Source organism: Streptomyces sp. NPDC054872 (assembly GCF_053610705.1).
Genome location: NZ_JBSGYY010000042.1, coordinates 1 through 24,168 on the forward strand (window position 1 = coordinate 1; position 24,168 = coordinate 24,168).

19 protein-coding genes are annotated in these 24,168 nt (G+C 72.2%); 6 read left to right on the top strand and 13 right to left on the bottom strand.

Going from position 1 to position 24,168, the window contains the following annotated elements:
* Positions 1-48 precede the first annotated feature (48 nt).
* From ACWGIH_RS35815 to ACWGIH_RS35845, 7 genes are all read right to left on the bottom strand, one after another.
* Positions 49-1,008: a cation diffusion facilitator family transporter gene (locus ACWGIH_RS35815; RefSeq protein ID WP_453449133.1), complete on the bottom strand. Its 960-nt coding sequence runs from the start codon at positions 1,006-1,008 to the stop codon at positions 49-51.
* A 101-nt stretch (positions 1,009-1,109) separates the two neighbouring features.
* A complete protein-coding gene (gene manA, locus ACWGIH_RS35820; RefSeq protein WP_453449132.1) occupies positions 1,110-2,264 on the bottom strand; it encodes a mannose-6-phosphate isomerase, class I in 1,155 nt (384 codons plus the stop codon).
* A gap of 120 nt (positions 2,265-2,384) precedes the next feature.
* Positions 2,385-3,587 (bottom strand): SIS domain-containing protein, encoded by a 1,203-nt coding sequence (locus ACWGIH_RS35825; protein WP_453449131.1) that lies wholly within the window; start codon positions 3,585-3,587, stop codon positions 2,385-2,387.
* A gap of 121 nt (positions 3,588-3,708) precedes the next feature.
* The gene (locus tag ACWGIH_RS35830) at positions 3,709-3,885 is read right to left on the bottom strand and encodes a Trm112 family protein (RefSeq protein ID WP_453449130.1); all 177 of its coding nucleotides are present in this window, start codon (positions 3,883-3,885) and stop codon (positions 3,709-3,711) included.
* 300 nt (positions 3,886-4,185) lie between these two features.
* Positions 4,186-5,550 (bottom strand): phosphomannomutase/phosphoglucomutase, encoded by a 1,365-nt coding sequence (locus tag ACWGIH_RS35835; protein WP_453449129.1) that lies wholly within the window; start codon positions 5,548-5,550, stop codon positions 4,186-4,188.
* Positions 5,551-5,697: 147 nt separating this feature from the next.
* On the bottom strand, positions 5,698-7,314 hold the full coding sequence (locus tag ACWGIH_RS35840) for an L-lactate permease (RefSeq protein ID WP_453449128.1): 1,617 nt from the start codon (positions 7,312-7,314) through the stop codon (positions 5,698-5,700).
* A 216-nt stretch (positions 7,315-7,530) separates the two neighbouring features.
* Positions 7,531-7,908: a DUF3499 domain-containing protein gene (locus tag ACWGIH_RS35845; protein WP_363211956.1), complete on the bottom strand. Its 378-nt coding sequence runs from the start codon at positions 7,906-7,908 to the stop codon at positions 7,531-7,533.
* Positions 7,909-8,303: 395 nt separating this feature from the next.
* Between ACWGIH_RS35845 and ACWGIH_RS35850 the strand changes: the two genes are divergently transcribed.
* Complete coding sequence (locus ACWGIH_RS35850; RefSeq protein ID WP_453449127.1) at positions 8,304-8,765, top strand: metallopeptidase family protein; 462 nt, start codon at positions 8,304-8,306, stop codon at positions 8,763-8,765.
* Positions 8,766-8,804: 39 nt separating this feature from the next.
* On the opposite strand, the gene ACWGIH_RS35855 is transcribed toward ACWGIH_RS35850, so the two are convergent.
* The 3 genes from ACWGIH_RS35855 to ACWGIH_RS35865 all read right to left on the bottom strand — a co-directional run bounded on the left by ACWGIH_RS35855 (position 8,805) and on the right by ACWGIH_RS35865 (position 14,446).
* Positions 8,805-10,310: a DUF5719 family protein gene (locus ACWGIH_RS35855; protein ID WP_453449126.1), complete on the bottom strand. Its 1,506-nt coding sequence runs from the start codon at positions 10,308-10,310 to the stop codon at positions 8,805-8,807.
* A complete protein-coding gene (locus tag ACWGIH_RS35860) occupies positions 10,307-13,990 on the bottom strand; it encodes a glycosyltransferase family 2 protein (protein ID WP_453449125.1) in 3,684 nt (1,227 codons plus the stop codon). The genes ACWGIH_RS35855 and ACWGIH_RS35860 overlap by 4 nt, the downstream gene beginning before the upstream one ends.
* A gap of 192 nt (positions 13,991-14,182) precedes the next feature.
* Positions 14,183-14,446 carry a WhiB family transcriptional regulator gene (locus tag ACWGIH_RS35865; protein ID WP_016642094.1) on the bottom strand — a complete coding sequence of 88 codons (264 nt, stop codon included), beginning with the start codon at positions 14,444-14,446 and terminating at the stop codon, positions 14,183-14,185.
* A gap of 687 nt (positions 14,447-15,133) precedes the next feature.
* Here ACWGIH_RS35865 and ACWGIH_RS35870 point away from each other — a divergent pair.
* The 3 genes from ACWGIH_RS35870 to ACWGIH_RS35880 are packed head-to-tail and all read left to right on the top strand — an operon-like array spanning position 15,134 to position 17,953.
* Positions 15,134-15,649, top strand: a complete 516-nt coding sequence (locus tag ACWGIH_RS35870; protein WP_453449124.1) for a cysteine dioxygenase — start codon at positions 15,134-15,136, stop codon at positions 15,647-15,649.
* 34 nt (positions 15,650-15,683) lie between these two features.
* Positions 15,684-16,640: a 2-phospho-L-lactate transferase gene (cofD, locus tag ACWGIH_RS35875; protein WP_453449123.1), complete on the top strand. Its 957-nt coding sequence runs from the start codon at positions 15,684-15,686 to the stop codon at positions 16,638-16,640.
* Positions 16,637-17,953, top strand: a complete 1,317-nt coding sequence (locus ACWGIH_RS35880; RefSeq protein ID WP_453449121.1) for a coenzyme F420-0:L-glutamate ligase — start codon at positions 16,637-16,639, stop codon at positions 17,951-17,953. Before cofD ends, ACWGIH_RS35880 begins: the two co-directional genes overlap by 4 nt.
* 121 nt (positions 17,954-18,074) lie before the next feature.
* Here ACWGIH_RS35880 and ACWGIH_RS35885 read toward each other — a convergent pair whose 3' ends face one another.
* The 3 genes from ACWGIH_RS35885 to ACWGIH_RS35895 form a co-directional block, all read right to left on the bottom strand.
* Positions 18,075-19,091: a DNA-3-methyladenine glycosylase family protein gene (locus ACWGIH_RS35885; protein WP_453449119.1), complete on the bottom strand. Its 1,017-nt coding sequence runs from the start codon at positions 19,089-19,091 to the stop codon at positions 18,075-18,077.
* Positions 19,092-19,139: 48 nt separating this feature from the next.
* Positions 19,140-20,222, bottom strand: a complete 1,083-nt coding sequence (locus ACWGIH_RS35890; RefSeq protein WP_453449118.1) for a sugar phosphate nucleotidyltransferase — start codon at positions 20,220-20,222, stop codon at positions 19,140-19,142.
* 130 nt (positions 20,223-20,352) lie between these two features.
* Positions 20,353-21,729 carry an N-acetylmuramoyl-L-alanine amidase gene (locus ACWGIH_RS35895; RefSeq protein WP_453449117.1) on the bottom strand — a complete coding sequence of 459 codons (1,377 nt, stop codon included), beginning with the start codon at positions 21,727-21,729 and terminating at the stop codon, positions 20,353-20,355.
* Positions 21,730-21,866: 137 nt separating this feature from the next.
* Between ACWGIH_RS35895 and ACWGIH_RS35900 the strand changes: the two genes are divergently transcribed.
* Together ACWGIH_RS35900 and ACWGIH_RS35905 are read left to right on the top strand one after the other, a co-directional pair.
* The gene (locus ACWGIH_RS35900) at positions 21,867-22,622 is read left to right on the top strand and encodes a TIGR03089 family protein (RefSeq protein WP_453449116.1); all 756 of its coding nucleotides are present in this window, start codon (positions 21,867-21,869) and stop codon (positions 22,620-22,622) included.
* Positions 22,623-22,760: 138 nt separating this feature from the next.
* On the top strand, positions 22,761-23,993 hold the full coding sequence (locus ACWGIH_RS35905; RefSeq protein WP_453449115.1) for an LCP family protein: 1,233 nt from the start codon (positions 22,761-22,763) through the stop codon (positions 23,991-23,993).
* The last annotated feature ends 175 nt before the right edge of the window (positions 23,994-24,168 follow it).

Here is a 24,168-nt window from a genome sequence, read left to right on the forward strand (position 1 = left end):
GCACCTGCACGGTGCGGGGCCCCGACTGCGTACGGGAGAGGCGGAAGGTCAGTGGCCGCCCGGCGTCTTCGCCGGGTTGGTGCCCTCGGCAGCCGCCGTCTCGCTGTAGATGTCCGGCTCCAGGTAGATCACCCGCGCGATCGGGACCGCCGCGCGGATGCGCTCCTCGGCTGCGTTGATCGCGGAAGCCACCTCGGTGGCCGTTTCGTCGTGCCGCACGGCGATCTTGGCGGCGACGAGGAGCTCCTCGGGGCCGAGGTGCAGCGTGCGCATGTGGATGACGCGGGTGACCGTGTCGTCGTCGACCAGGGCCTTCTCGATCTTCTCGACCTCGTCCGTGCCCGCGGCCTCGCCCAGGAGCAGGGACTTGGTCTCCGCGGCGAGGATGATCGCGATCAGGATGAGCAGGACACCGATGCAGAGCGTGCCGATGCCGTCCCAGACGCCGTCGCCGGTCGCGAGCGCGAGGCTGACGCCGACCAGGGCCAGGATCAGACCGACCAGCGCGCCCAGGTCCTCCAGGAGCACGACCGGCAGCTCGGGGGCCTTCGCGCGGCGCACGAACTGCGTCCACGTGAGGTTGCCGCGCGTGAGGTTCGACTCCTTGATCGCCGTACGGAACGAGAAGGCTTCGGCGATGATCGCGAACACCAGGACGCCGACCGGCCAGTACCAGTGCTCGATCTCGTGCGGGTGCTTGATCTTCTCGTAGCCCTCGTAGATCGCGAACATGCCGCCGACCGAGAAGAGCACGATGGAGACCAGGAAGGCGTAGATGTAGCGCTCACGCCCGTACCCGAAGGGGTGTTGGGGGGTCGCCTCGCGCTGCGCCTTCTTGCCGCCGAGGAGCAGCAGCCCCTGGTTGCCCGAGTCCGCGAGCGAGTGCACGCTCTCGGCGAGCATCGACGACGAACCACTGAAGATGAACGCGACGAACTTCGCCACCGCGATCGCGAGGTTCGCAGCGAGTGCCGCGACAATCGCCTTTGTTCCGCCTGACGCGCTCATGTGTGCCCGTTGTCCCTTCGCCTGCGTACGTTCTTGTCCACTGCCGCTTTGCCCGGCCTTTGCGGTGGGTCATTGTTGCAGCACGAGGCGCTGGTGGTGAGTCAGGCCACCACAGTGGCCCTGAAGAGCGTGCCCACTCCGGACACTTCGGCCTTTTCGTCCGCGGGGACGAACACGGACTGGCCGGGCGTGAGTTCGCCGGCGTCGCCCACGCTCACGGTGCCCGCGACGCAGAGCAGGATCTGCGGGGTGGCGGCGGTGAGGTCGTGCGCGGCTCCGCCCTCGGGCAGGACGAAGCGGGAGAGGCGGAACTCGTCGATCGGCGTCTCGTAGACCTCTTCGCCGTCGGGGCCGGCCTCGGGGCGCAGGATTCCGGGGGCGGTCGCCTCGAAGCGGACGATGCGCAGGAGTTCGGGTACGTCGACGTGCTTGGGGGTCAGGCCGCAGCGCAGCACGTTGTCCGAGTTCGCCATGATCTCGACGCCGAGGCCGTCGAGGTAGGCGTGCGGGACTCCGGCGCCGAGGAACAGGGCCTCGCCGGGCTGCAGTCGGACGTGGTTGAGGAGCATCGCCGCGATGACGCCGGGGTCGCCGGGGTAGTGCCGCGCGATGCCCGCGTACGGGGCGTAGGCGCCGCCGAGCCGCTGGGCCGCGTCGGAGACCTCGGTGACGGTCGCCGCCATCTCCTCGGGGTCCGCGGTCAGTACGGCCGTCAGGACCTCGCGCAGCGCGCCGTCCTCGGGCTTGGCGTGCAGCAGGTCGACGTACGGCTTCAAGGAGTCGACGCCCAGACCGGCCAGCAGGTCGGCGGCCTCGACGGGGTCGCGGAAGCCGCAGAGGCCGTCGAACTCCGTAAGAGCGCAGATCAGTTCGGGCTTGTGGTTGGCGTCCTTGTAGTTGCGGTGCGGGGCGTCGATCGGGACACCCCGCTTCTCCTCGTCCTCGTAGCCCTCCCTCGCCTGCTCCAGGTCGGGGTGGACCTGGAGGGAGAGCGGGGCGCCCGCGGCGAGGAGCTTGAGGAGGAAGGGCAGGCGCGGGCCGAACCTGGCGACGGCCGCCCGGCCGAGCTCCGGCCCCGGGTTCTGGTCGATCACCTCGTCGAGCGGGCCGCGCTCGGTGCGCGAGGGCGCGCCGGGGTGGGCGCCCATCCACATCTCGGCCTGCGGTTCACCGGTCGGCTCGACGCCGATGAGGTCCGCGATGGCGGTGGTGGAACCCCAGGCGTAGGGGCGGATGGTGTTGGTGAGGCGGTCCACGGAGGGGTTCTCCCTTACGTACGTACGCGGTGCGGGCGATGCGGGGCCATGCGGTGCGGTGCCACGCAGTGCGGTGCCATGCAGTGCGGTGCGAGGTCTCAGGTCATGACCGGGCTGTGGTCATGATCGGTCCCTCGGGGCGAGCGCCAGGTAAACGGCGGCGAAATCCGTGACGGCGATCAGCTCCGCGAGCATCTCCAGGGCGTCGCCGTCCTCCGGTTCGAGCTCGCTGATCGCGATGTCGTGGCCGTGGGCGAGCTCGCGGGCCGCGGGCGCCGCGCTGAGGCCTCCGGCGTCCACCGGGCGGTCGCGGAGCAGGACGACGCGTGCACGGAGCTGCTGGGGTTCCTCGACGCGGTCGCGGAAGAAGTCGTCGCCGTCGCCGTCACCGCCCGAAGCGAGGTTGCCCGCGAGCAGGGCGCCGTGCGCGGGCAGGGACTCGGGCAGTTCGCCCGCGACCGCGGGGTGCCCGGCGAGCTCGGCGAGGCCGGCGGCGAAACGGCGGCCCACGGGGCCCGCGAGCCCGCCCTCGGTCCAGATCACCGGGAGGGTCTCGTCGAGCTCCGCGGCGAGCGTCTTGGCGGGGTTGCCGTACGTCGCGACGACCGGGCCGCAGCGTTCCGCGACGTGGTCGAGGCGGTCGGCGATCTTCTGCAGGGTCTCGGGCGGTGCGGTGATCAGGCCGGTGCGGTCCAGCAGGATGAGGAGCGGGGTGAGCAGGGCCCAGAGGGTGGCGGGGGCGGAGGCCGCGGCCTCGTCGTCCACGCGGCGTGCCTCGTACGCCTCGGAGGCGCGCTCTCCGTCGTGCGGGGTCTCGTACTCCCCGTACGGGGAGGTGGCCATCGGGACCGTGAGGCCGTGCGAGCCCTCCACGCCCTCCGCGAGCGGGGAGCGGGCGGGGGCGACGGCCACGACCGTGCAGCCGCGGCGGTAGGCCTGGCCCGCGAGGAGTTCGAGGCCCGGTTCCGTGCCGTCCGGGGTGGCGATGAGCAGCAGGTCCAACGGGCCCGCCCAGCCGGGGAGCGCCCAGCGCAGGGCGCCCGCCGCGGGGGCCACGCCGGTGGGCGCGAGGCGGATCACGGGGCAGCCGGCGCCCGCGAGGGTGCTGAGCAGATCCGCCACGCAGGTGGCGGCCGTGCCGGGGCCCGCGATCAGGATGGCCCGGGGGCGGCCGTCCGGCTTGAGCTGGGTGAGGCCGGCCTCCGTCGCGTGCCGCACCGCTGTGCGGACGCGGGCACCTGCCTCCGCGGCGCCCCGGAGGAGGCCGCGGCGGTCGGCCACCGCGAGTGCCTCGGGAGCGTCGAGCAGCGATTCGTCGAGCATGGGGTCGGGCCTCCGATTCGCCGGGCGACGGGGCGGGGGCGCCGCCGCTCGCACTTCTTGTCGTTACGCGGGGCCTGGCGGGGCTTTGCGGGGCGTCTGCCCCGGGCGGCCTTGCGGGGCCTTACGCGGGGCGGCGGGCCTCGTCGACGAGGAGGACGGGGATGCCGTCGCGGACGGGGTAGGCAAGGCCGCAGTCCTTCGCGGACGCCGTGCAGACCAGCTCCGTGTCCGCCTCCTTGAGGGGGGCGTGGCAGGCCGGGCAGGCGAGGATCTCCAGGAGGCCGGCTTCGAGCGGCATGGGGTGGGTCCCTTCGAGCGGTGGGGCGAAGAATGTCGCCTGGTCAGCCTACCGCCGGCCCCTGGGCCTCTGCTGGCCCCGGGGCCTTTGCGTGTGTGCTGCCGGGGCTTCGCCCCAGGCCCCGCGGGTGGGACTTCCGTCGCTTTCGCCTCTGCGGCCCGGTGGGCGTTTGCGCCCACCCTCCCCCACTCTCAGCTGCGTTCGAGGGGGGACCCCCATCGCCCTGCGGAACGCCTGCCCACAAACGGGGGTGCGGGGGGGGATGCGTACGGGCACCCATCCCCCTCCCCCCATACGTCCTCAGCCTCGGATGATGCCCAGGGCCTCGTCCCGGGTCCTCGTCATCGTCGCCTCGTCGCGGGCCTCCACGTTCAGGCGCAGGAGCGGTTCCGTGTTGGAGGCCCGGACGTTGAACCACCAGTCCGTGGACGTCACCGTGAGGCCGTCCAGCTCGTCGAGGGTGACGCCCTCCTGGCCGGCGTACCTCGCCTTGATCGCGGCGAGGCGGGCCGTCTGGTCGTCGACCGTGGAGTTGATCTCGCCGGAGCCCGCATAGCGGTCGTACTGCGCGACGAGGGCCGACAGCGGGCCGTCCTGGCCGCCGAGCGCGGCGAGGACGTGGAGCGCGGCCAGCATGCCCGTGTCCGCGTTCCAGAAGTCGCGGAAGTAGTAGTGCGCCGAGTGCTCGCCGCCGAAGATCGCGCCCGTCTTGGCCATCTCCTCCTTGATGAAGGAGTGACCCACGCGGGTACGGACCGGCGTGCCGCCGTTCTCCCGGACGACCTCGGGGACCGACCAGGAGGTGATGAGGTTGTGGATGACGGTGCCCTTGCCGCCATTGCGCGCGAGCTCGCGTGCGGCGACCAGGGCGGTGATCCCCGACGGGGAGACCGGGTCGCCGTTCTCGTCGACGACGAAGCAGCGGTCCGCGTCGCCGTCGAAGGCGATGCCGAGGTCGGCGCCCTCCTCGCGCACCCGCTGCTGCAGGTCCACGATGTTCTTCGGGTCGAGGGGGTTGGCCTCGTGGTTCGGGAAGGTGCCGTCCAGCTCGAAGTACATCGGCACCAGCGTGAGCGGCAGGCCCTCGAAGACCGTCGGGACGGTGTGCCCGCCCATGCCGTTGCCCGCGTCGACGACGACCTTCAGGGGGCGGATGGACGTCAGGTCCACCAGGCCGCGCAGGTGCGCCGCGTAGTCCTTGAGGGTGTCCCGCTCGGTGAGCGTGCCGGGCGTGCCGGCCGGCTCCGGGGCGCCGGTCGCCGACCAGCCCTCCACGAGGGCGCGGATGTCGGCGAGGCCGGTGTCCTGGCCGACCGGGGCGGCGCCCGCGCGGCACATCTTGATGCCGTTGTACTGGGCGGGGTTGTGCGAGGCCGTGAACATCGCGCCGGGCAGGTTCAGCGCGCCCGACGCGTAGTAGAGCTGGTCCGTCGAGCAGAGGCCGATCTCCGTGACGTCGACGCCGAGCGCCGCGGCACCGCGCGCGAAGGCCCGGGAGAGGCCGGGCGACGACGGCCGCATGTCGTGCCCGGTCACGATCGCGTCCGCGCCCGTCACCTTCGCGAAGGCGGCACCGAACAGCTCGGCCAGCGACTCGTCCCACTGGTCCGGGACCACCCCGCGCACGTCGTACGCCTTCACGATCTGGGACAGATCAGCAGTCACGGCCAACCCTCTCTGCAGGTTCTGCGAGTTCAGCGGATGCGGAAAGTACTCGGGCGAGTGCTCGCCGGTCACCCCAAACTACCCGCAACAACTGACAACCAGCTGTGAGCGGCGTCAAGCCTCCGTCAGCCGGACGTCAGGCTCTCGTCACGGCAGCATCCAGCCGAGCACCACCGTGCTCTGCCCCACCACGATCAGACACATCACCAGCAACAGGGCGAGGCTCCAGGGCAGCACCTTGCGCAGCAGGTCGCCCTCCTTGCCCGCGAGTCCGACCGCCGCGCACGCGATCGTCAGATTCTGCGGGGAGATCATCTTGCCGAGCACGCCGCCGGAACTGTTGGCGGCCGCGAGCAGTTCGGGCGAGAGCCCGGACTGCTGAGCCGCCGTCACCTGGAGCGCGCCGAAGAGCGCGTTGGCCGAGGTGTCCGAGCCGGAGACCGCGACGCCGAACCAGCCGAGCACCGGTGAGAGGAAGGCGAGCCCCGCGCCGGCCGCCGCCACGAAGTGGCCGATGGTGGCCGCCTGTCCGGACAGGTTCATCACGTAGGCGAGGGCGAGCACGGACGTCACGGTGAGGATCGCGAACCGCAGTTCGTGCACGGTCGCGAGCCACTCCCGCACCGCCACGCGCGCGTGCACGCCGATGACGGCGGCCGTGCCCACACCGGCGAGCAGCACGAGCGTCCCGCCCGTCGCCACGAGCGGCAGCGAGAAGAGGTTGCCGCTCACCGGGTCACCGTCGGGATCGGCGACGTTCAGGAAGGGCCAGTCGAAGGTCTGCGTCGCCTTGGCAAGAAGGTCCTTGACCGGCGGGATCTGGGCGACCGAGAAGATGGCGACGATCAGGGCGTACGGGGCGTAGGCGCGCAGGATCTCGGGGCGCGGGTCGTCCTGGTCCAGGTCTTCGCTGCGCGCGCCGGTCAGGACGGCGACGCGTACGGGCTCCGCGGCGGGCTTGCGCGCGCCGGGCACCGCCATCAGCGCACCCGCGCCGGCCAAGGCCGCCCCGATGTCGGCCAGCTGGGCCGAGACGTAGTTGGACGCGGCGAACTGCGCGGCGGCGAAGGCGAATCCGCACACCAGGGCGGGCACCCAGGTCTCGCGCAGGCCGCGCCGCCCGTCCACCAGGAAGACCAGGAGCAGCGGCACGACCAGGGCGAGCAGCGGCGTCTGGCGGCCGACGACCGTGGCGACGGTGTCCAGCGGAAGGCCTGTGACCTGCGCGAGCGTCACCACGGGGGTGCCCATGGCGCCGAAGGCGACGGGCGCGGTGTTGGCCACGAGGGCGACGACGGCGGCCTTGACCGGGTCGAAGCCGAGCGCCACCAGCATCACCGCGGAGATCGCGACGGGCGCCCCGAAGCCGGCGAGCGCCTCAAGGAGCGCCCCGAAGCAGAAGGCCACGACGAGCGCCTGGATGCGCGGATCGTCCGAGAGCCGTCCGAAGGAGCGGCGCAGGATGTCGAAGTGCCGGGTGCGGACCGTCATCCGGTACACCCACAGGGCGTTGACGACGATCCACAGGATGGGGAAGAGCCCGAAGAGGGCACCTTGCGCGGCACCGGACGCGGTCTGGCCGAGCGGCATCCCGTACGCGATCCAGGCGACGAGGGCGGCGACACCGAGGCCGATGAGGCCCGCGTGGTGGGCCTTCATGCGGACGGCGCCGAGCAGGACGAGGACGGTCAGGAGGGGCAGGGTCGCGACGAGGGCGGACAGGCCGAGCGAATCGGCCACGGGCTCCAGCTGCTGCACGTACACGGGCGGCTCCCCGGTTCCATTTCCGTATTCCGCGATGCGGAACGTGATCTCTCACGGCTGGGGGAATGGTCGAGTCACCGACATGGGCACGTCAATGGGTCGTACGGGAGAACTTGTTCAGCGATGAACAACAGAGGTCTCCGGAGAGACACGGAGGCCTTCGGAGAGACGACGGAGGCCTTCGGGAAACGAACGAGGTCTCCGGAGAGGGGCGGTTCAGGAATCCGGTGAGCGCAGCACCCGGAGATGGCCGCGGCGCGCGACCTCCATCGGGTCCGCCCTGCGCGCTCCGCCACCGGCCTCCGCGGCGCGCTCCTGCGGGCGGGCCGCCTCGCGCACCGCGTTGGCGAGCGCTTCGAGGTCGTCACCGCTGGGGCGGGCCGGTCCGGAGGAGTCGGCGAGCCGGACGACCTCCCAGCCGCGGGGCGCGGTGAGGCGCTCGGAGTGCTCGGCACAGAGGTCGTAGCAGTGGGGTTCGGCGTAGGTGGCGAGGGGGCCGAGGACCGCGGTCGAGTCGGCGTAGACGTACGTCAGCGTCGCGACGGCGGGACGGCCGCAAGCGGTGCGCGAACAGCGACGTACAGGGCTCACGATGTTGGACGGTACCGCACTCTTGAGCGGGCCGCGACGACTCTCCGCGAGGTCACCCCACCGTGTCGTGCGGTGCCCCCCGCCACCACACGCCCCCGCGGCGCCTTGCTGACCTGCGGTGACGCAAGGGGCCCGAGTGGCCGGTGGTGTTGAATCCGGTCACTACTTGGCGCAAATACCGTCATTCATCGCGAGGTCGACGGTCGCGGAGAGATACGGAATTGGGCCCAACCCTGGCCGGAATGGTCATCGGACGACATGCGGCACGCCGGCCGGAAGCAGCGCGGAAGCAGCACGGAAGCCGTACGAAAGCAGCGCCGAAGCGGTACGGACGCCGCACGGCAGCCCGGCGGAAGCTGTGCGGAAACGCCGATGCCGAGGACTACTCTTCGTCAGTGATGGACGACCCCGTACAGCCCCGCACCGCAGACCCCAGGCCCCGCCGCCGCGACCGCCACGGCAGGGGTATGCGCGGACCCGTGGCGCCGCCCCAGGTGCCGCTGTCCGCCAGCCGCGCCGAGGTCTTCACCGACCTCGTGCAGGACTCCGTGGAACGCCTGGAGCGGCGATGGCCGCAGCTGAGCGAGATCGACTTCCTGGTGCTCGAGGTTCCCGCGCTGGGGCGGGGCGGAGGCGCGGGCGAGGACGACTGGAGCGATGACGTCGTGCCGTTGGGCGGCACGATCGAGGCCTCCGGTGACCGTCCCGCGCGGGTCGTCATCTACCGGCGTCCGGTGGAGATCCGCACCAAGGGGCGGGACGAGCGGGCCGCGCTCGTCCACGAAGTCGTGGTCGAGCAGGTCGCCGAGCTCCTCGGCCTCTCGCCCGAGTCGGTCGACCCGCGCTACGGGGAAGACTGAGCGCGGCGCCTACTTCCGCAGTCCCTACTTCTGCAGCACCTACTTCTGCAGCACCTTCAGATCCTGCTCCGCCTGAGGCACCGACACCGTCCCCCGGTCGTCCGGCAGGGTCTGGACGGTGAACATCGGGACGCCGTCCTCCGGGTCCTCCAGCATGCGGGAGGCATGGACGTCGCCCCCCGACACCGGTTCCACCGTGAGCGCGTACGTGCCCTTGAGGCCGCTCGGGACGGGCGCCTCGACCCCCAGGGTCGTGCCGCCCTTGACCGTGTACGTCTTGGTCGTCGGCGAGCCGCCTTCGCTGCCCTTCGACGCCGTGACCCTCACCTTGCCGGTCTCGCCGGGGGCCACGAGCGACAGGGTGGAGCCCTTGGCCCGGTTGTCGGCCGCCGTCGCGCGCGCGCCGATCGAGTTCGTCGCGGGGATGAACGCCGTCTCCTGGTCGGCGCCCTTGCCCCGGGTGACGCGCAGGGCCGCCACCACGGGCACCGCCTCTTCCGTCGGCGTCAGGATCAGCGAGCCCGCCTCGCCCTTGGTGACGTCGCCGAGGTCCACGGCCGTCGTCATGCCGGACTTGACGTGCAGGCTCGCGTGTCCGGCCGGGCTGATCGAACCGGTGGGCGAGGCCAGTTGCACCTTCAGGTCGGCGTCGTCGACGCCGGGGGTGAAGGCGACCAGGCGTACCGAAGTGGCGTCCTTGGGGATGCCGGGCAGGACCAGGCGGCTCGCGGGGTCGGCGGACGGGGGCAGCCAGTCGCCGCCGAGCTTGTCGTCCGACGACTGCACGGCGGCCGCGACCCGGCCGCTGCGCGCGGTGACGTGCATCGTGAGGTTGGTCTGCTCCTGGGCCGCGAGCGTGGACAGCAGGACCGGGACGCTGGAGTGCGGCTGGACCTGGATCGCCTCGCCCACCTCGGTCTTGAGGGCGCCGTCCTTGCCGTACAGCTCGATGTCGACGACGGCCGCGGAGTCGTCCGGGTTGGTCAGGTGGACGTAGTCACTGCGGTCCTTGGCGGTGCTCGCGCCCGGGAACCAGAAGTCCGTGTCGGGCGCCGCGCAGTTGGTGCCCTGGATGCCGCGGCCGCTGCCCACCGCGTACTTGGTGGTCTGCTGGACGGTCCAGCCGGGGGCCTGTCGGCCGTCCGCGGTGCCCAGGAGCGCGGGCGACTCGCCGCCGGACTCCTCGCCGGTGACCGGCTCGCCCGGCGCCTTCGAGGTCAGGAAGGGCTTGTCGTCCTTCTTCTCTTCCCTGGCGGCGCCCTCCGGCGTGACCTTCAACGCCCTGGTGGCGGGCAGCAGTTCCGCCTTGCCCGTCTTGCCGGAGCCCTCGCCCTCGCCGCCGGGCGTGAACGCCGTGTACGAGGTCTCGGCGAGGTCGGAGGAGCTGGGCACCGGGCAGAGCAGGCTGGTGCGCTCCACGGGCAGCCGCGCGGCCGCCTTCGCGCCGTCGTCGCCGCCGTCGTCGGGCGCGTTGGCCACGGCGAAACCGGTGACCGCGGCGAGCGCGGCCACGGCGGCGATCAGGGACTGGGTCGTGCGGTTCACTGCTGGCTCCCGTCGGGGCGCTCACTGTCGGTGCCGTGCGGCGGCTGCGGGGGCCGGGGCGGCATCGGGGGCTGCTGCCCGTACGCGGCGTCGTACGACTGGCCGTACTGCTCGCCGCCGCCCTGTCCGCCCTGGGTGCCTCCGTAGGCGTACGGGTCGTACTGGCCGCCCTGGTAGGGGTCCTGGTACGCGGGCTGGTCGTACGAACCCGCGGGGTACTGCGCGTCCTGGTACCGCTGCTCGCCCTCGTACGTGCCGTAGTCGGCGCCCGCGGGGACGGGGGCCTGCCACTCGTCGTGCGACGGCGTCTGCTGCTGGGGCACGGCGGCGTAGGTGCCTTCCTCCTCCGGAGGGGGAGGCGGAGTGCCGGCGTCGTCCTGCCCGGCGCCTCCCTGCGCGGCGTCCTGCTCGGCCTGCGCGGCCCGCAACCTGCGGGCCCTGCGTCCCTCGCCCTCGACCGGCTGGGCCGGGACGACGGGCTCGTCGGGGAGGTCGTCGTCCACGTCGCGGCGGCGTCCGGGAAGGGCGAGGACCACCAGGACCACGGCGAGCGCGCCCTGGGCCCACAGCCATCCCGTGTGCCCCACGGGAGTCGCGTGCGTGACGTCCAGGCGTCCGCCCGACGCGGGCAGTTCGAAGCCCTGCGCCCAGCCGTCCAGCGTGGTCGGGGTCAGCGTGCGGCCGTCCAGGGTCGCCGTCCAGCCCGCGTCGACGGCGTCGGCGAGCCGCAGGGTGCGGCCCTCGTCGCCGGCCGGGATGTTCGTGTGCAGCTCCACGGGGCCCGCGGCCACCGGCAGGGGGTCGCCGGACTCGGGGACGATCGCGGCGCGCGCGACCTGGCGGTCCACGCGCCACAGGGCGCTGCCGTCCTCCTGGCTGAGCCGGGTCAGGCCGGGGGTGGAGTCCAGGGTGCGGCTCATCTGGCGGGGCGCGCCGTCGCGTACGAGGACGTAGCGCACGGCGAAACCGCCGAGCTGGTCGGCCTGGTCGGCGCCGGAGCCCGCGAGGAGGCGGGCGACGATCTTGTCCAGGTGCCCGTTCGAGCCGCCTGCGTCGGCGAGTTCGGCGTCACCGAGGCGAGCGCCCGAGCCGCGGACGAGGGTGTACGACACCTCGGCGGCCGATTCGCTGTCCAGGACGAGCGTGCGGGCCTGGTCCTGCGTGCCGCTCTCCTCGGCGACGAACGCGGGCACCTGGACCGGGTCGCGCCGCTCCAGGGGGCCGTCGGCGCCGCGGATCATCCACCCGGCGGCGACGAGCAGCGGCCCGGCGGCCGCCGCGAAGGCGATGAGGACGGCGACCGGCTGGCGCCAGCCGAAGCTCTGCTCGGCGACACGCGTGCGTGCGCCGTCGGCACCGAGCGCGGCGGCGGCGAGGAGCGCGAGGCCGTACCCGAGGGTCGCGGGGCCTGCCCACGCCGAGCTGTTCGAGAGCGCGGCGAACACCAGGGAGACCAGCGCGGCGATCCAGGCGGTGCGGACGGCGAGCTGCCGCTCCGTACGCAGCAGGGCGGCCAGGGCGGCGAGCACGATGCCGATGAGCAGCAGCCCGTCCACGGTGCCGGGGCCGCCGGGGCTGCCCCCGAGCAGGTCGAGCCCGGTCGCGGAGCCGACGCCGAACTCGAGTCCCGCCTCACCGAAGAAGCCGAAGGGCAGCAGCGAGATCGACCAGGGCGCGAGGATCAGGAGCGGGGTGCCGAGCGCGGCGAGGAAGCGCAGGCCGTACGCCGTGATGTCGCCCCTGCGCACCACCAGGAGCGCGAGGCCGAGCACCAGGGCGATCGGCCACACGATCGGCGTGAAGGCGGTGGTGAGCGTCAGGAGCAGGGCGAACGCCCATGAGGCGCGCCAGCTTCCGCGGGTGCCCTCCGGGGAGGTCAGTCCGCTCGCCGCGATGCCCGCGCGCGCCATGAGCGGCAGCAGGATCGCGAGGACGGCGGTGCCGATGCGTCCACCCGCGAGCGCGCCCGTGGCGGCCGGCAGGAAGGCGTACGCGACCGAGGCCCAGGCACGCAGCAGGCGCGACTCGACCAGTGGCCGCGAGGCGAAGTAGGCGGCGAAGCCGGCCAGCGGCACCGAGCCCACCAGGAGGACCGTGACCGCGAGCCCGGTGGAACCGAACAGCAGGCTGCTGAGCCCCGCGACGAGCGCGAGGTAGGTCGGCGCCGACTGCGTGCCGCCGGTGCCGACCGGGTGCCAGGCGTCGAGATAGCGCGCCCACAGGGCCGAGGAGTCGCCGGGTGCGGGCAGCAGCGCGCCGCCCGCGAGCGCACCGCTGCCGAGGAGTTCGCGGCAGGCGATGAGCGAGGCGAACAGCAGCACCACGAAGAGCATCGGTCCCGGCTTGCGGGCCAGGCGCTTGACGCGGGCGAACTGCTCGACCTGCAGGAAGTCCGCGTCGTCCCCGCCGGGGCCGGTCTCGACGGCCCCGTGCCGCCCCGCGCCGGTGACGGCCTCGGGGTCGGAGCGGCCGACGATGTTGCCGGCGACCTGTTCGACGGTGGCGCGCACGGTGGCGCCGGGCGGCGGGAAGAGCGGCCGCATCTCGGACGGTTCGAGCGCCGACTTGCCGCGCTCCTTGCGGGCGCTGACGATCCGTCCGGGCCGCAGCAGTGTGCCCAGGAGCCCGGCGACCTCGTCGACCGCCTGGCCGGGGACCTTGCCGACCAGATACGCCACGGTGCGCAGCAGGGTGCCGAAGACGAGCCGGAAGAGCACCCAGGGCAGCACGGCCGTACGGGCGTTGACGAGCAGGGTGTAGGAGGCGCCCGCCTTGTCCACGCGGTGCGGCGACGTCGACGTACGCCCGACGCAGTCGACGGTGCGGCGCTCGCGCGAGGAGGCCTCGGCGTGCCGGACGACGGCTTCGGGGGCGATGAGGACGCGGTGGCCCGCGTTCTGGGCGCGCCAGCACAGGTCGACGTCGTCCCGCATGAGCGGCAGGCGCCGGTCGAAACCGCCGAGTTCGTCGAAGACGTCCCGCCGGATCAGCATGCCCGCGGTGGACACCGAGAGCACGGGCCGTACGTGGTCGTGCTGGCCCTGGTCCTGTTCGCGCCGGTCGATGCCGGTCCAGCGGCGGCCGCTGTTGGCGATGGAGACGCCGACCTCGAGGAGTTGGCGGCGGTCGTACCAGCCGCGCAGCTTGGGGCCGACGATCGCGACGTCCTTGCCGACCTCGCGTTCGTTCTCCACGACGCGGAGCAGTTCGGCGAGGGCGCCGGGTTCGGGCGCGCAGTCGTCGTGCAGCAGCCACAGCCACTGTTCGGGCTCGCCGTGGGGCAGTTCGGGGAGGTCGTAGGCGTCGTCGCGCCAGGACCTGCTGACCGGGTCCCAGCCGCTGGGGCGCTTCAGGTACGGCAGCTCTTCCGGGGTCAGCACGCCGGCGATGCGGTGCGCCTCGTCGACGGCGGTGCCGAAGCCGGAGCGCCGGGCCAGGTGCAGGACACGGTCGGGGCCGAGCGCCTCGGTGACCAGGCGGGCGGAGTCGTCCGCGCTGCCGGTGTCCGCGGCCACGGCGTTCTGCACCGGGCGTTCCTGGCCGAGCAGGCCGGCGAGGGCGTCGGGCAGCCAGCGCGCGCCGTCGTGGGAGACGATCACGGCGGTGACTACGTGCCGCGGGAACTCAGGAGCGGCAGCGGCGTCGTGGTGACTGGCTGCCGAATGGCTGTGCACGGACATCGAGGTACGGGCCCCGGTTCGATGGACTGCGGTGGACGCCTGCGCTTCATGGGGGCGCCGGGGCGTCTCGGACGGGGCCCCACACTAACGGCTGGCATCACGACAGCCCGCCGCCTGTGGATAACCCACGGGCGACGGGCTGTTCCTTACGTAGGGGTGTGTGCCGTTTGGTCGGGCGGATCCAGCTGGTGTTCAGACGGCGGCCTTCTTCAGACGGCGGCGTTCCCGCTCCGAAAGGCCGCCCCAGATTCCGAACCGCTCGTCGTTCGCCAGTGCGTACTCAAGGCATTCCGAGCGAACCTCACAGGCGAGGCAGACTTTCTTGGCCTCTCGCGTGGAGCCGCCCTTCTCGGGGAAGAAGGACTCGGGATCGGTCTGGGCGCACAGCGCGCGCTCCTGCCAGCCGAGTTCCTCGTCCGCGTCCTCGACCAGCAGTTCCTGAACCAGCTCGGTCATGTGCGCCCCTCGTCTGTCTGTGCGTCCCCGTGGTGCTTGCCGTTACCGATTTCGGTTGAACGACACGAGTGAAATTACAAGTGTGCCGATCCGGGCCAGTCAAGCCGAGATCTGCTATTGGGCCCCTTATTCACCCTGCGGAACCAAGGTAATGCGGAAAGTGTTCAAATCGGCATAAACCCCGTCACTTGCCGGTGGCCCATCCCAAGGCGCCCCGCGACCGCCTTCACCAGGGAAGGACGTCACGGGGAACGATCCCGTTGCGACCGCTCCACCGAAGCGAAGGGGATCACATTCGGGTCACGGGAGCCTGCCGGGGTTTACGCGCCGGGTGAAGCGCGATGTGACCCTGGGTGTCCCGTGAACCCCATGCACAAACCTTTCACCTGACAGAACAACCGGATGAGGTGAAACATATCCCACATACCGGACATAGAGTTGACAGAGAAGGTGTGAGCCGCTGTTCTAGTGGGCATGCTCGCAAACTTGGCACTCCCGACGACCCGCACCAGCGGGCTCCTCGGCGCTGCCCACGCGCGCTGTCTCTGTTCCTGTTCCAGCTGTTGAGCCATCCCGCTTCCAGCTGTTGAGCCCGCTCCGGCGCTTCCTCGCCCGAGCCGCCTTCGCTCCATCGCTTCACCCCTCCCTCGCGACACCCCAGCACTCACGTTGAGGAACCACCGCACCATGAACAGCGACAGCGACCTCCAGATCGCCGGCGACATCCTCGAAGTCACCCACCTCCTGCAGCCCGCCCGCGAGCACCCGGCCACCGTGGCCGAGTTCGTCGGCCTGGCCCGCACCATCGCGGCCGACCGCGCCCAGTGGTCCCACCTCGTCGAGTACGACGCGACGAGCCGCTGGTACCACCGGCTGCGCACCGGACCCGGCTACGAGGTCTGGCTGCTCTCCTGGGTCCCGGGACAGGGCAGCGGAACGCACGACCACGGCCGCTCCTCCGGCGTACTGACGGTCCTGGAGGGCGAACTGACGGAGCGTACGGAGCGCGGGCAGCGCGCGCTCGGCGCCGGGTCCCAACGCGTGTTCGCGCCCGGGTACGTCCACGACGTCGTCAACGACTCCCTGGAACCGGCCGTCAGCCTGCACATCTACTACCCCGGCCTGACCGACATGCCGATGCACGCGGCGCAGTGCGGCGTACGGGCCACCGCTCCGGCGGCCGGAGATGTCGTAACCGCCTGACGCGCTGTCGTACCTGCCTGACATGCTGGGCCCCATGCGCATTGTGGTCCTGGCCGGCGGTATCGGCGGCGCCCGTTTCCTCCGCGGGCTCAAGAAAACCGCGCCTGACGCGGACATCACCGTCATCGGCAACACCGGTGACGACATTCACCTGTTCGGGCTGAAGGTCTGCCCCGACCTCGACACCGTGATGTACACCCTCGGCGGCGGCATCAACGAAGAGCAGGGCTGGGGACGTACGGACGAGACGTTCAAGGTCAAGGAAGAGCTCGCGGCGTACGGGGTCGGGCCCGAGTGGTTCGGGCTCGGCGACCGTGACTTCGCCACGCACATCGTGCGGACGCAGATGCTGGCCGCCGGATTCCCGCTCAGCGCGGTGACGGAAGCGCTGTGCGAGCGGTGGCAGCCCGGCGTGCGGCTCATCCCGATGTCGGACGACCGCGTCGAGACGCATGTCGCCGTCACGGTCGACGGCGAGCAGAAGGCCGTGCACTTCCAGGAGTACTGGGTGCGGCTTCGGGCGTCCGTGGACGCGCACGCCGTCGTGCCGGTCGGCGCGGACCAGGCCAAGCCCGCGCCCGGCGTCCTGGAGGCGATCGCCGAGGCGGACGTCGTGCTCTTCCCGCCGTCCAACCCCGTGGTGAGCGTCGGGACGATCCTCGCCGTGCCGGGCATCCGCGAGGCCATCGCCGACGCGGGCGTGCCCGTCGTCGGGCTCTCCCCCATCGTCGGGGACGCGCCCGTGCGGGGCATGGCCGACAAGGTCCTTGCCGCGGTGGGCGTGGAGTCGTCGGCCGCCGCGGTCGCCGAGCACTACGGAAGCGGGCTGCTCGACGGCTGGCTCGTCGACACCGTGGACGCCGGGGTCGTCGAACGGGTCGAGTCGGCGGGCATCCGGTGCCGGGCGATCCCGCTGATGATGCGCGACGACGACGCGACCGCCGAGATGGCGCGTGCGGCGCTCGCCCTCGCGGAGGAGGTGCGGGCGTGACGTCCTGTGCGTCCGGGGCCACGCCGTCGTTCCGGGTCTGGGCCGTGCCCGGGCTGCCCGAGGTGCGGCACGGGGACGACCTCGCCAAGCTGATCGCCGCGGCCGAGCCGGGGCTCGCCGACGGTGACGTGCTCCTGGTCACCTCGAAGATCGTCAGCAAGGCCGAGGGGCGGATCGTCGAGGCCCGGGACCGCGAAGCGGCCATCGACGCCGAGACCGTACGGGTCGTGGCGCGGCGCGGGACCCTGCGCATCGTCGAGAACCGGCAGGGCCTCGTGATGGCCGCCGCCGGTGTCGACGCCTCCAACACGCCCGCCGGGACCGTCCTGTTGCTGCCCGAGGACGCCGACGCCTCGGCGCGCGCGGTGCGGGACGGGCTGCGGGACGCGCTGGGCGTGGACGTCGGCGTCGTGGTCACCGACACCTTCGGGCGCCCCTGGCGCAACGGCCTCACCGACGTCGCCATCGGGGCGGCGGGCGTGCGGGTCCTCGACGATCTGCGGGGCGGCGTCGACGCGTACGGCAATCCGCTGAGCGCGACGGTCGTCGCCACGGCGGACGAGCTGGCCGCGGCGGGCGATCTGGTCAAGGGGAAGGCCGGCGGGCTGCCGGTCGCGGTGGTCCGCGGGCTGCCGCACGTCGTCGGGGAGACCGGCGAGGGGGCTCGCGTCATGGTGCGGTCCTCGCGTGACGACATGTTCCGGCTCGGCACGTCCGAGGCCGTGCGGGAAGCGGTGACGCAGCGGCGGACCGTGCGGGAGTTCACCGACGAGCCGGTGGACCCCGGGGCCGTGCGGCGGGCCGTGGCGGCCGCGGTGACCGCGCCGGCGCCGCATCACACGACGCCGTGGCGGTTCGTCCTTCTGGAGTCCGAGGACTCCAGGGTGCGGCTGCTCGACGCGATGCGGGACGCGTGGGTCGCCGATCTGGAGCGGGACGGCAAGTCCGCCGAGTCCATCGCGAAGCGCGTACGCCGGGGGGATGTCCTGCGCAAGGCCCCCTACCTGGTGGTGCCCTGCCTCGTCATGGACGGCTCGCACACGTACGGGGACGAGCGGCGGGACGCGGCCGAGCGGGAGATGTTCGTCGTCGCGGCCGGTGCCGGGGTGCAGAACTTCCTCGTGGCCCTCGCCGGGGAGCGTCTCGGGTCCGCGTGGGTGTCGTCGACGATGTTCTGCCGGGATGTCGTACGGGACGTTCTCGGGCTTCCGGAGTCGTGGGACCCGATGGGAGCGGTGGCTGTCGGGCACGGGGCGGTCGAGCCCGGCGCTCGGGCCGCGCGGGATGCGGAGGACTTCATCGCTGTGCGGTAGCTCGCCCCTGGGCGTTGAGCGTCTTTGGGCGGGGGTGTTGCGGGGCTGAATTCGGGTGCGCGCCTGTGGGGGATTGGCGCGCAGTTCCCCGCCTCCCTTACGGGCCCCCTTGCGGGGCGCTTTAAAACAGCGCGATGTCCGTCTTCGGCATCTTTGGTTTTCTGCGGGCCGGCGTGCGGCCGCTCAGGAGGATCAGGCGGGCCGCCCGGTGCCGCTGGCCCTCGTAGGGGGCCAGCAGGCGCAGCATCTCCTCGTCGTCCGCCGTGCGGTCGCCGGCGAGGGCGTAGCCGACGATGCCCGGCAGGTGGAGGTCGCCGACCGTGACCGCGTCCGGGGCGCCGTTGCTGCGCTGGATCGTCTCCGCCGAGGTCCACGGTCCGATGCCCGGGATCAGTTCCAGGCGGGCCTGGGCCTTGAGCGGTTCCATCGCCGCCGCCTCCTCCAGGCGCGCGGCCACACGCGCCGCGCGCAGGATCGTCGAGGCGCGCTTGTTGTCCACGCCCGCCTTGTGCCACTCCCAGGACGGGATCAGGGTCCAGGTCCTCGGGTCCGGCATGACGTACATGCGCAGCTGCTCGGGCACCGGGCCGGGTGCCGGTTCGCCGTACTTGCGGACCAGGAGGCGCCAGGCGCGGTACGCCTCGTCCGTCGTGACCTTCTGTTCCAGGATCGACGGGATCAGGGACTCCATGACCAGGCCCGTGCGGATCAGGCGGAGGCCGGGGCGACGATGCGCTGTCACCGCGAGGAGGCGGTGGCGGGGGGTGAAGTCCTCCGGGGTGTCCGACTCGCCGAGCAGGTGCGGGAGTTGGTCCAGGAGCCAGGTCGCTCCCGGGCCCCAGGCCTCGGCCTCCACCGTGGCGCCGCGCAGGGCCACCCGGAGCGTGCCGGGCCCCTCAGGGGTGCGGCTCGCCCGCCAGGCCGTGCCGTCCGGGGTCGCGCGGAACGTGGGGTCCGCGGGGCCTCTGCGCAGGGGGCCCACGGTCAGGCCCAGGTTCAGGGGGTGGGGCGGGGTCCAGGTGCGGGTCTGCCCTGCCGTGGCCTGGCGGGGTATGCCCTGGCTCGCTGGCTGGGGGATCGCCGTTTCGCCGCCGCGCACGGTGGTGCGGGTGGGGCGCGGGGCGAAACGGGATGACATCTGTATGAGGGTAAGGGCTTCGTCCTCAAACGCCGGACCGGCTGACAATCACTGGTCCGAGGAGAACCTGACCGCCCCCGCCGGCAGCCCCGCCCCGCACCACACCCGTACGCCGTCGCGCAGTTCGTTGTCGGCGCCGACGTCCGCGCCGTCGCCGATCACCGAGCCCGCGAGGACCGTGCGTGCGCCCACCCTCGCGCCCGCGCCGATCAGCGAGTCCGTGACGACCGCGTTCGGTTCGATGACCGCGCCCGCCAGGACCGTGCTGCCGTCCACCCGTGCGCCCTCGCCGATCACCGCGTGCTCGCCGACCACCGTGCCGCCGGTGAGCTTCGCGTCCGGGGCCACCGTGGCGGTCGGCAGGACCAGGCTGTCGCCGCAACGCCCCGGGACCGCCGGGGAGGGGGCACGGCCGAGCACCAGGTCGGCCGAGCCGCGGACGAAGGCCTGGGGTGTGCCCAGGTCCAGCCAGTACGTCGAGTCGACCATGCCCTGGAGGTGGGCCCCGGAGGCGAGCAGGTCGGGGAACGTCTCGCGCTCGACCGACACGGGGCGGCCCACCGGGATGGTGTCGATGACCGAGCGGCGGAACACGTACGCGCCCGCGTTGATCTGGTCGGTGACGATCTCCTCGGGCGTCTGCGGCTTCTCCAGGAAGGCCTGCACCCTGCCCGTCGCGTCGGTCGGCACGAGGCCGTACGCACGGGGGTCCGTGACCTTCGTGAGGTGCAGGGAGACGTCCGCCCCCGATTCCTCGTGCGTGGAGACGAGGGCGGGGATGTCCAGGCCGGTGAGGATGTCGCCGTTGAAGATCAGGACCGGCTCGTCGGGTCCCGAGCGCAGGCGCGACGCCACGTTGCGGATCGCGCCGCCCGTGCCGAGGGGCTCGGTCTCCGTGACGTACTCGATGTGGAGACCGAGCGCCGAGCCGTCCCCGAAGTACGGCTCGAAGACCTCGGCGAGGTACGAGGTCGCCAGGACGATGTGCTCCACGCCCGCCGCGCGGGCCCGCGCCAGCTGGTGGGTGAGGAACGGCACGCCCGCCGCCGGGACCATCGGCTTGGGCGTGTGCACCGTGAGCGGACGAAGCCGGGTGCCCTTGCCGCCGACCAGGAGGATCGCTTCTGTCACCTGTCGTCTCTGCTTCCTGCTGGGGCCGGCCGAACTTGAGTCGCGGCCGGCCAGTGTATGCAGATGGCTTTGCAGATCGTGCAGTGCGCTGTGCGGGTCGTGCGGTGTGCTTCGTGGTACGGGAGCGGACTCAGCGGCCCTGGTAGCGGGCCGAGGTGGAACGGGCCTTGCCCAGCTTCTGATACAGGCGGCTACCGGGGCATTCCGTGGCGAAACCGTCCCGGTGTCCGGAGATCACATGGAGCCGGACCTTGCTGCCTTTCTTGTACAGATTCCCTCCCCCGGACCTCAGGTATGTCTTTCCGCGCGGATTCGCGCCGTACAGGCCGAGCTTCCACGCGGTCAGCCGGGCGATGGCCTTCACCGAGGCCGCGGGCGGCCTGGAGGACCCGAAGCTGCCGATGACGGCGATGCCCATGCTGTTGCTGTTGAAACCGAGAGTGTGGGCCCCGAGGACGGGCTTGGCCACACCTCCGGCACGCCCTTCATAGATGTTTCCGCACTTGTCGACCGCGAAGTTGTAGCCGATGTCACGCCAGCCGCTGCTCTTGACGTGGTAGCGGTAGATGCTGCGCAGCACGGATCCGGTCTGTGAGCAGCGGTAGTTGTTGCCGGAGGCGCTGTGGTGCACGAAGGCGGCCTTGACGGTCTTCGTGTACGCGAAGTTCTTCTCGCGGAGCCTCTCGTTCGCGCCCCAGCCCTTGCGCGTGGTGATCCGCGGCCGCGGCCCCACGTAGGGCCTGGCCTGGCCCGCGGCTTCCTCCGGGCCGCCGCGCGCCGCGATGAGGTCGGACTCCGTCTCCTTCTTGCCTAGCGCCGGGATGACGTCGGCGCCGAGCGGGGCGAGGTCGGCGTTGACCGCCGAGGAGGCGGCCGTCTCGGCGGTCAGGGCCGTGGAGCCGGCGCCCTTGGGCGCGGGGCCCTGTGGGGGCGGCTCGGCTCCGGGGTCGACGAGTTCGAGACGCAGGCCCGTCGGCAGGGCCTGTGCCACGGCGGACGGTGCGGCTCCGCGGTGCTGCGCCGCCTCGCCCCGTACCCGGATCTCGACGCCGTCCGAGTCGCCGACCCACAGCGGTGCCGTGGAGCCGCGGACCCGGCCCGAGGTCCGCTCCGGGTCGTCCGGGTCGGCGGCGTGCTCGTGGTTGTGGGTGTCCACGGGCTGCCAGCCGGACCAGGTGCTTGTGCCGCTCGCCCGGGTGCGGACCTGGACGCTGCCGTGCAGTTCGTCGTCCGGGTCGTCCCAGACGACGCCCACCAGGGAGAAGGGGCGGACCTCGCGCTGGAGCAGGCCTTGTTCGACGGAGGCTCCGCCGCTCGCCGAGCGGTCGGAGCCGAATGGGGTGAGCGGGAGTGACTGGGTGCTGCCCGGCACCGATTCCGCGGAGGGCCCGGCGGGCGACTCCGCGGCCGGGGTCGCGGCGCGGGCGCCGGACGACGGCAGGGTCAGAGGGAGGGCCAGGGCGGCCGCGCACGTGACGCCGATCGAGGAAGCTAGAAATCCACGCATACAACTGATAGTTGGCATAGTCGGACAGATCTGTCCATTGGGGAATTGACGGTCCGTCGGTTCATGTCCGCCGAACCGGTGCCTGCCGCTCCCCCGCCACGCCCGGGCCACCAGAGCACGCGCGTACCCTTGCGCCCGTGAACGCCACCGACCGCACCCCTGCCGACCTGCTGCGATCCGCGCTCGCCGCGGACCCGGGCCGCCCGCTCATCACCTTCTACGACGACGCCACGGGCGAGCGCGTCGAATTGTCCGTGGCCACCTTCGCCAATTGGGTGGCCAAGACCGCCAATCTGCTCCAGGACGATCTCGCCGCCCAGCCCGGTGACCGGCTCGCCCTGCTGCTGCCCGCGCACTGGCAGACGGCAGTCTGGCTGCTCGCCTGTTCGTCCGTCGGCGTCGTCGCGGACGTGGGCGGCGACCCGGCCGGCGCCGACCTCGTCGTCAGCGGGCCCGACTCGCTCGACGCGGCGCGCGCCTGCTCCGGGGAGCGGGTCGCGCTCGCGCTCCGGCCGCTGGGCGGTCGCTTCCCGCAGCCCCCCGAAGGCTTCGTGGACTACGCGGTCGAGGTGCCGAGCCAGGGCGACCGCTTCGTGCCGTACGCGCCCGTGGATCCGGCGGAGCCCGCCCTCGCCGTCGCCGGGGCCGGTGAGCTGACGGGTGCGGAGCTGGTGGAGCGGGCCCGCGCCGACGCCGCCGCGCTGGGGCTCACGCCCGGCTCGCGACTCCTCTCGGGTCTTTCGTACGACAGCTGGGAGGGCCTCGGCTCCGGTCTGTACGCCCCGCTGGCTGCGGGCGGCTCGGTGGTGCTCTGCCGCCATCTCGACCAGCTCGCGGAGGCGGGTCTGGCGAAGCGGATCGAGGACGAGCGGGTCACGGCCACCGTCAAGTAGCGCACCCGGCCGGGTGCCCCCTCCCCTCCCCCGTTCGGCCCACCCACGCCCCTGGCCCGCAGGCCACCGGCGTCACGTCGGTCCATGGTCATAGGAGCGCACCATGCACCGACGTCGCGATGAGGGGTGGCCGTACACGTGTCCGACACCGCAGGCACGCCCGCCGGACCGGAGCGCCCGGACGCGGACGGCGGCCCGCCTGAGCCGTCGGCCACGTACGCACCCGGCGCGGGCTCAAGCCCCACCGGCGAGGGCATCGCCCGGCGCAGACGGCGCTGGCTGCGCTGGACGGCGGTGGGGGCCGCCGGGCTCGTCCTGGCGGCCGGGGGCGCGGGGTGGGCGGTCTACAAGAAGCTCGACGGCAACATCACCAAGGACACCGACGCCGCGGCGGAGCTCGCCCGGTACGAGAAGGAGCGCCCGACGGCGCTGGTGAACGGCGCGCAGAACATTCTCCTGATCGGCTCGGACACCCGCTCCGGACGGGGCAACAAGAAGTACGGCCGCGATCCGGGCACCCAGCGCTCCGACACCACGATCCTGCTGCACCTCGCGGCGGACCGGCGCAGCGCCACCGCGGTGTCGATCCCGCGGGACGTGATGGTGGACATCCCGCGCTGCCGCAAGAGCGACGGTTCGCGGACGCGGGCGCAGTTCGCCCAGTTCAACTGGGCCTACGAGTTCGGCGGGACGGCCTGCACCATTCGTACGGTCGAGAAGATGACGAAGATCCGCGTCGACCATCACATGGTGGTGGACTTCGCCGGGTTCAAGGACATGGTCGACGCGGTCGACGGCGTACAGGTCTGCCTCAGGGCGCCCATCAACGACCGCGACGCCCATCTGAAGATCGCCGCGGGAAAGCAGATCCTCAACGGCGAACAGGCGCTCGGCTACGTGCGGGCCCGCAAAAGCATCGGCAACGGCAGTGACACCGACCGGATGGACCGCCAGCAGCAGTTCCTGGCGGCGCTCGTCAACAAGGTGCAGAGCAATGACGTCCTGCTCAATCCGGCGAAGCTCTATCCGGTTCTCGACGCGGCCACTTCTTCGCTGACGACGGACCCCGCGCTTGCGAGTTTGCGTGGTTTGTACGAACTGGTGCGCGGCATGCGCAACATCCCCACAGAACAGGTGCAGTTCCTCACGGCGCCCCGGCGGTCGTATGCCTACGACGCCAATCGGGATGAACTCGTCGAGCCGGCGGCGGACGAACTCTTCACGCGACTCCGAACGGACGCACCCCTCCAAGTGACGCGCGAGGAGCCCGACTCCGACCCCCGCGGCGAGCAGGCCGCCGACCCCTCCCGCACGCCGAGCCCCGACCCCACTTTCCGCGGCAACACGGCAGCCGGGACGACCTGCGAGTAAACACATCCTCAAGCGCAAGACCGCCCGCACAAAGAAATGGGGCGGATTGCCCAGTTGTAGGGGAGTGGAATTTGTCACCGGCGTCGTTCGACGCCGAACTGGCCGGATAGTGTGAGCGATCCGGTGCGCCTGGCCCTTCGTGGCCGCGCACCGCTGGACGACTGACCGAGCGCCT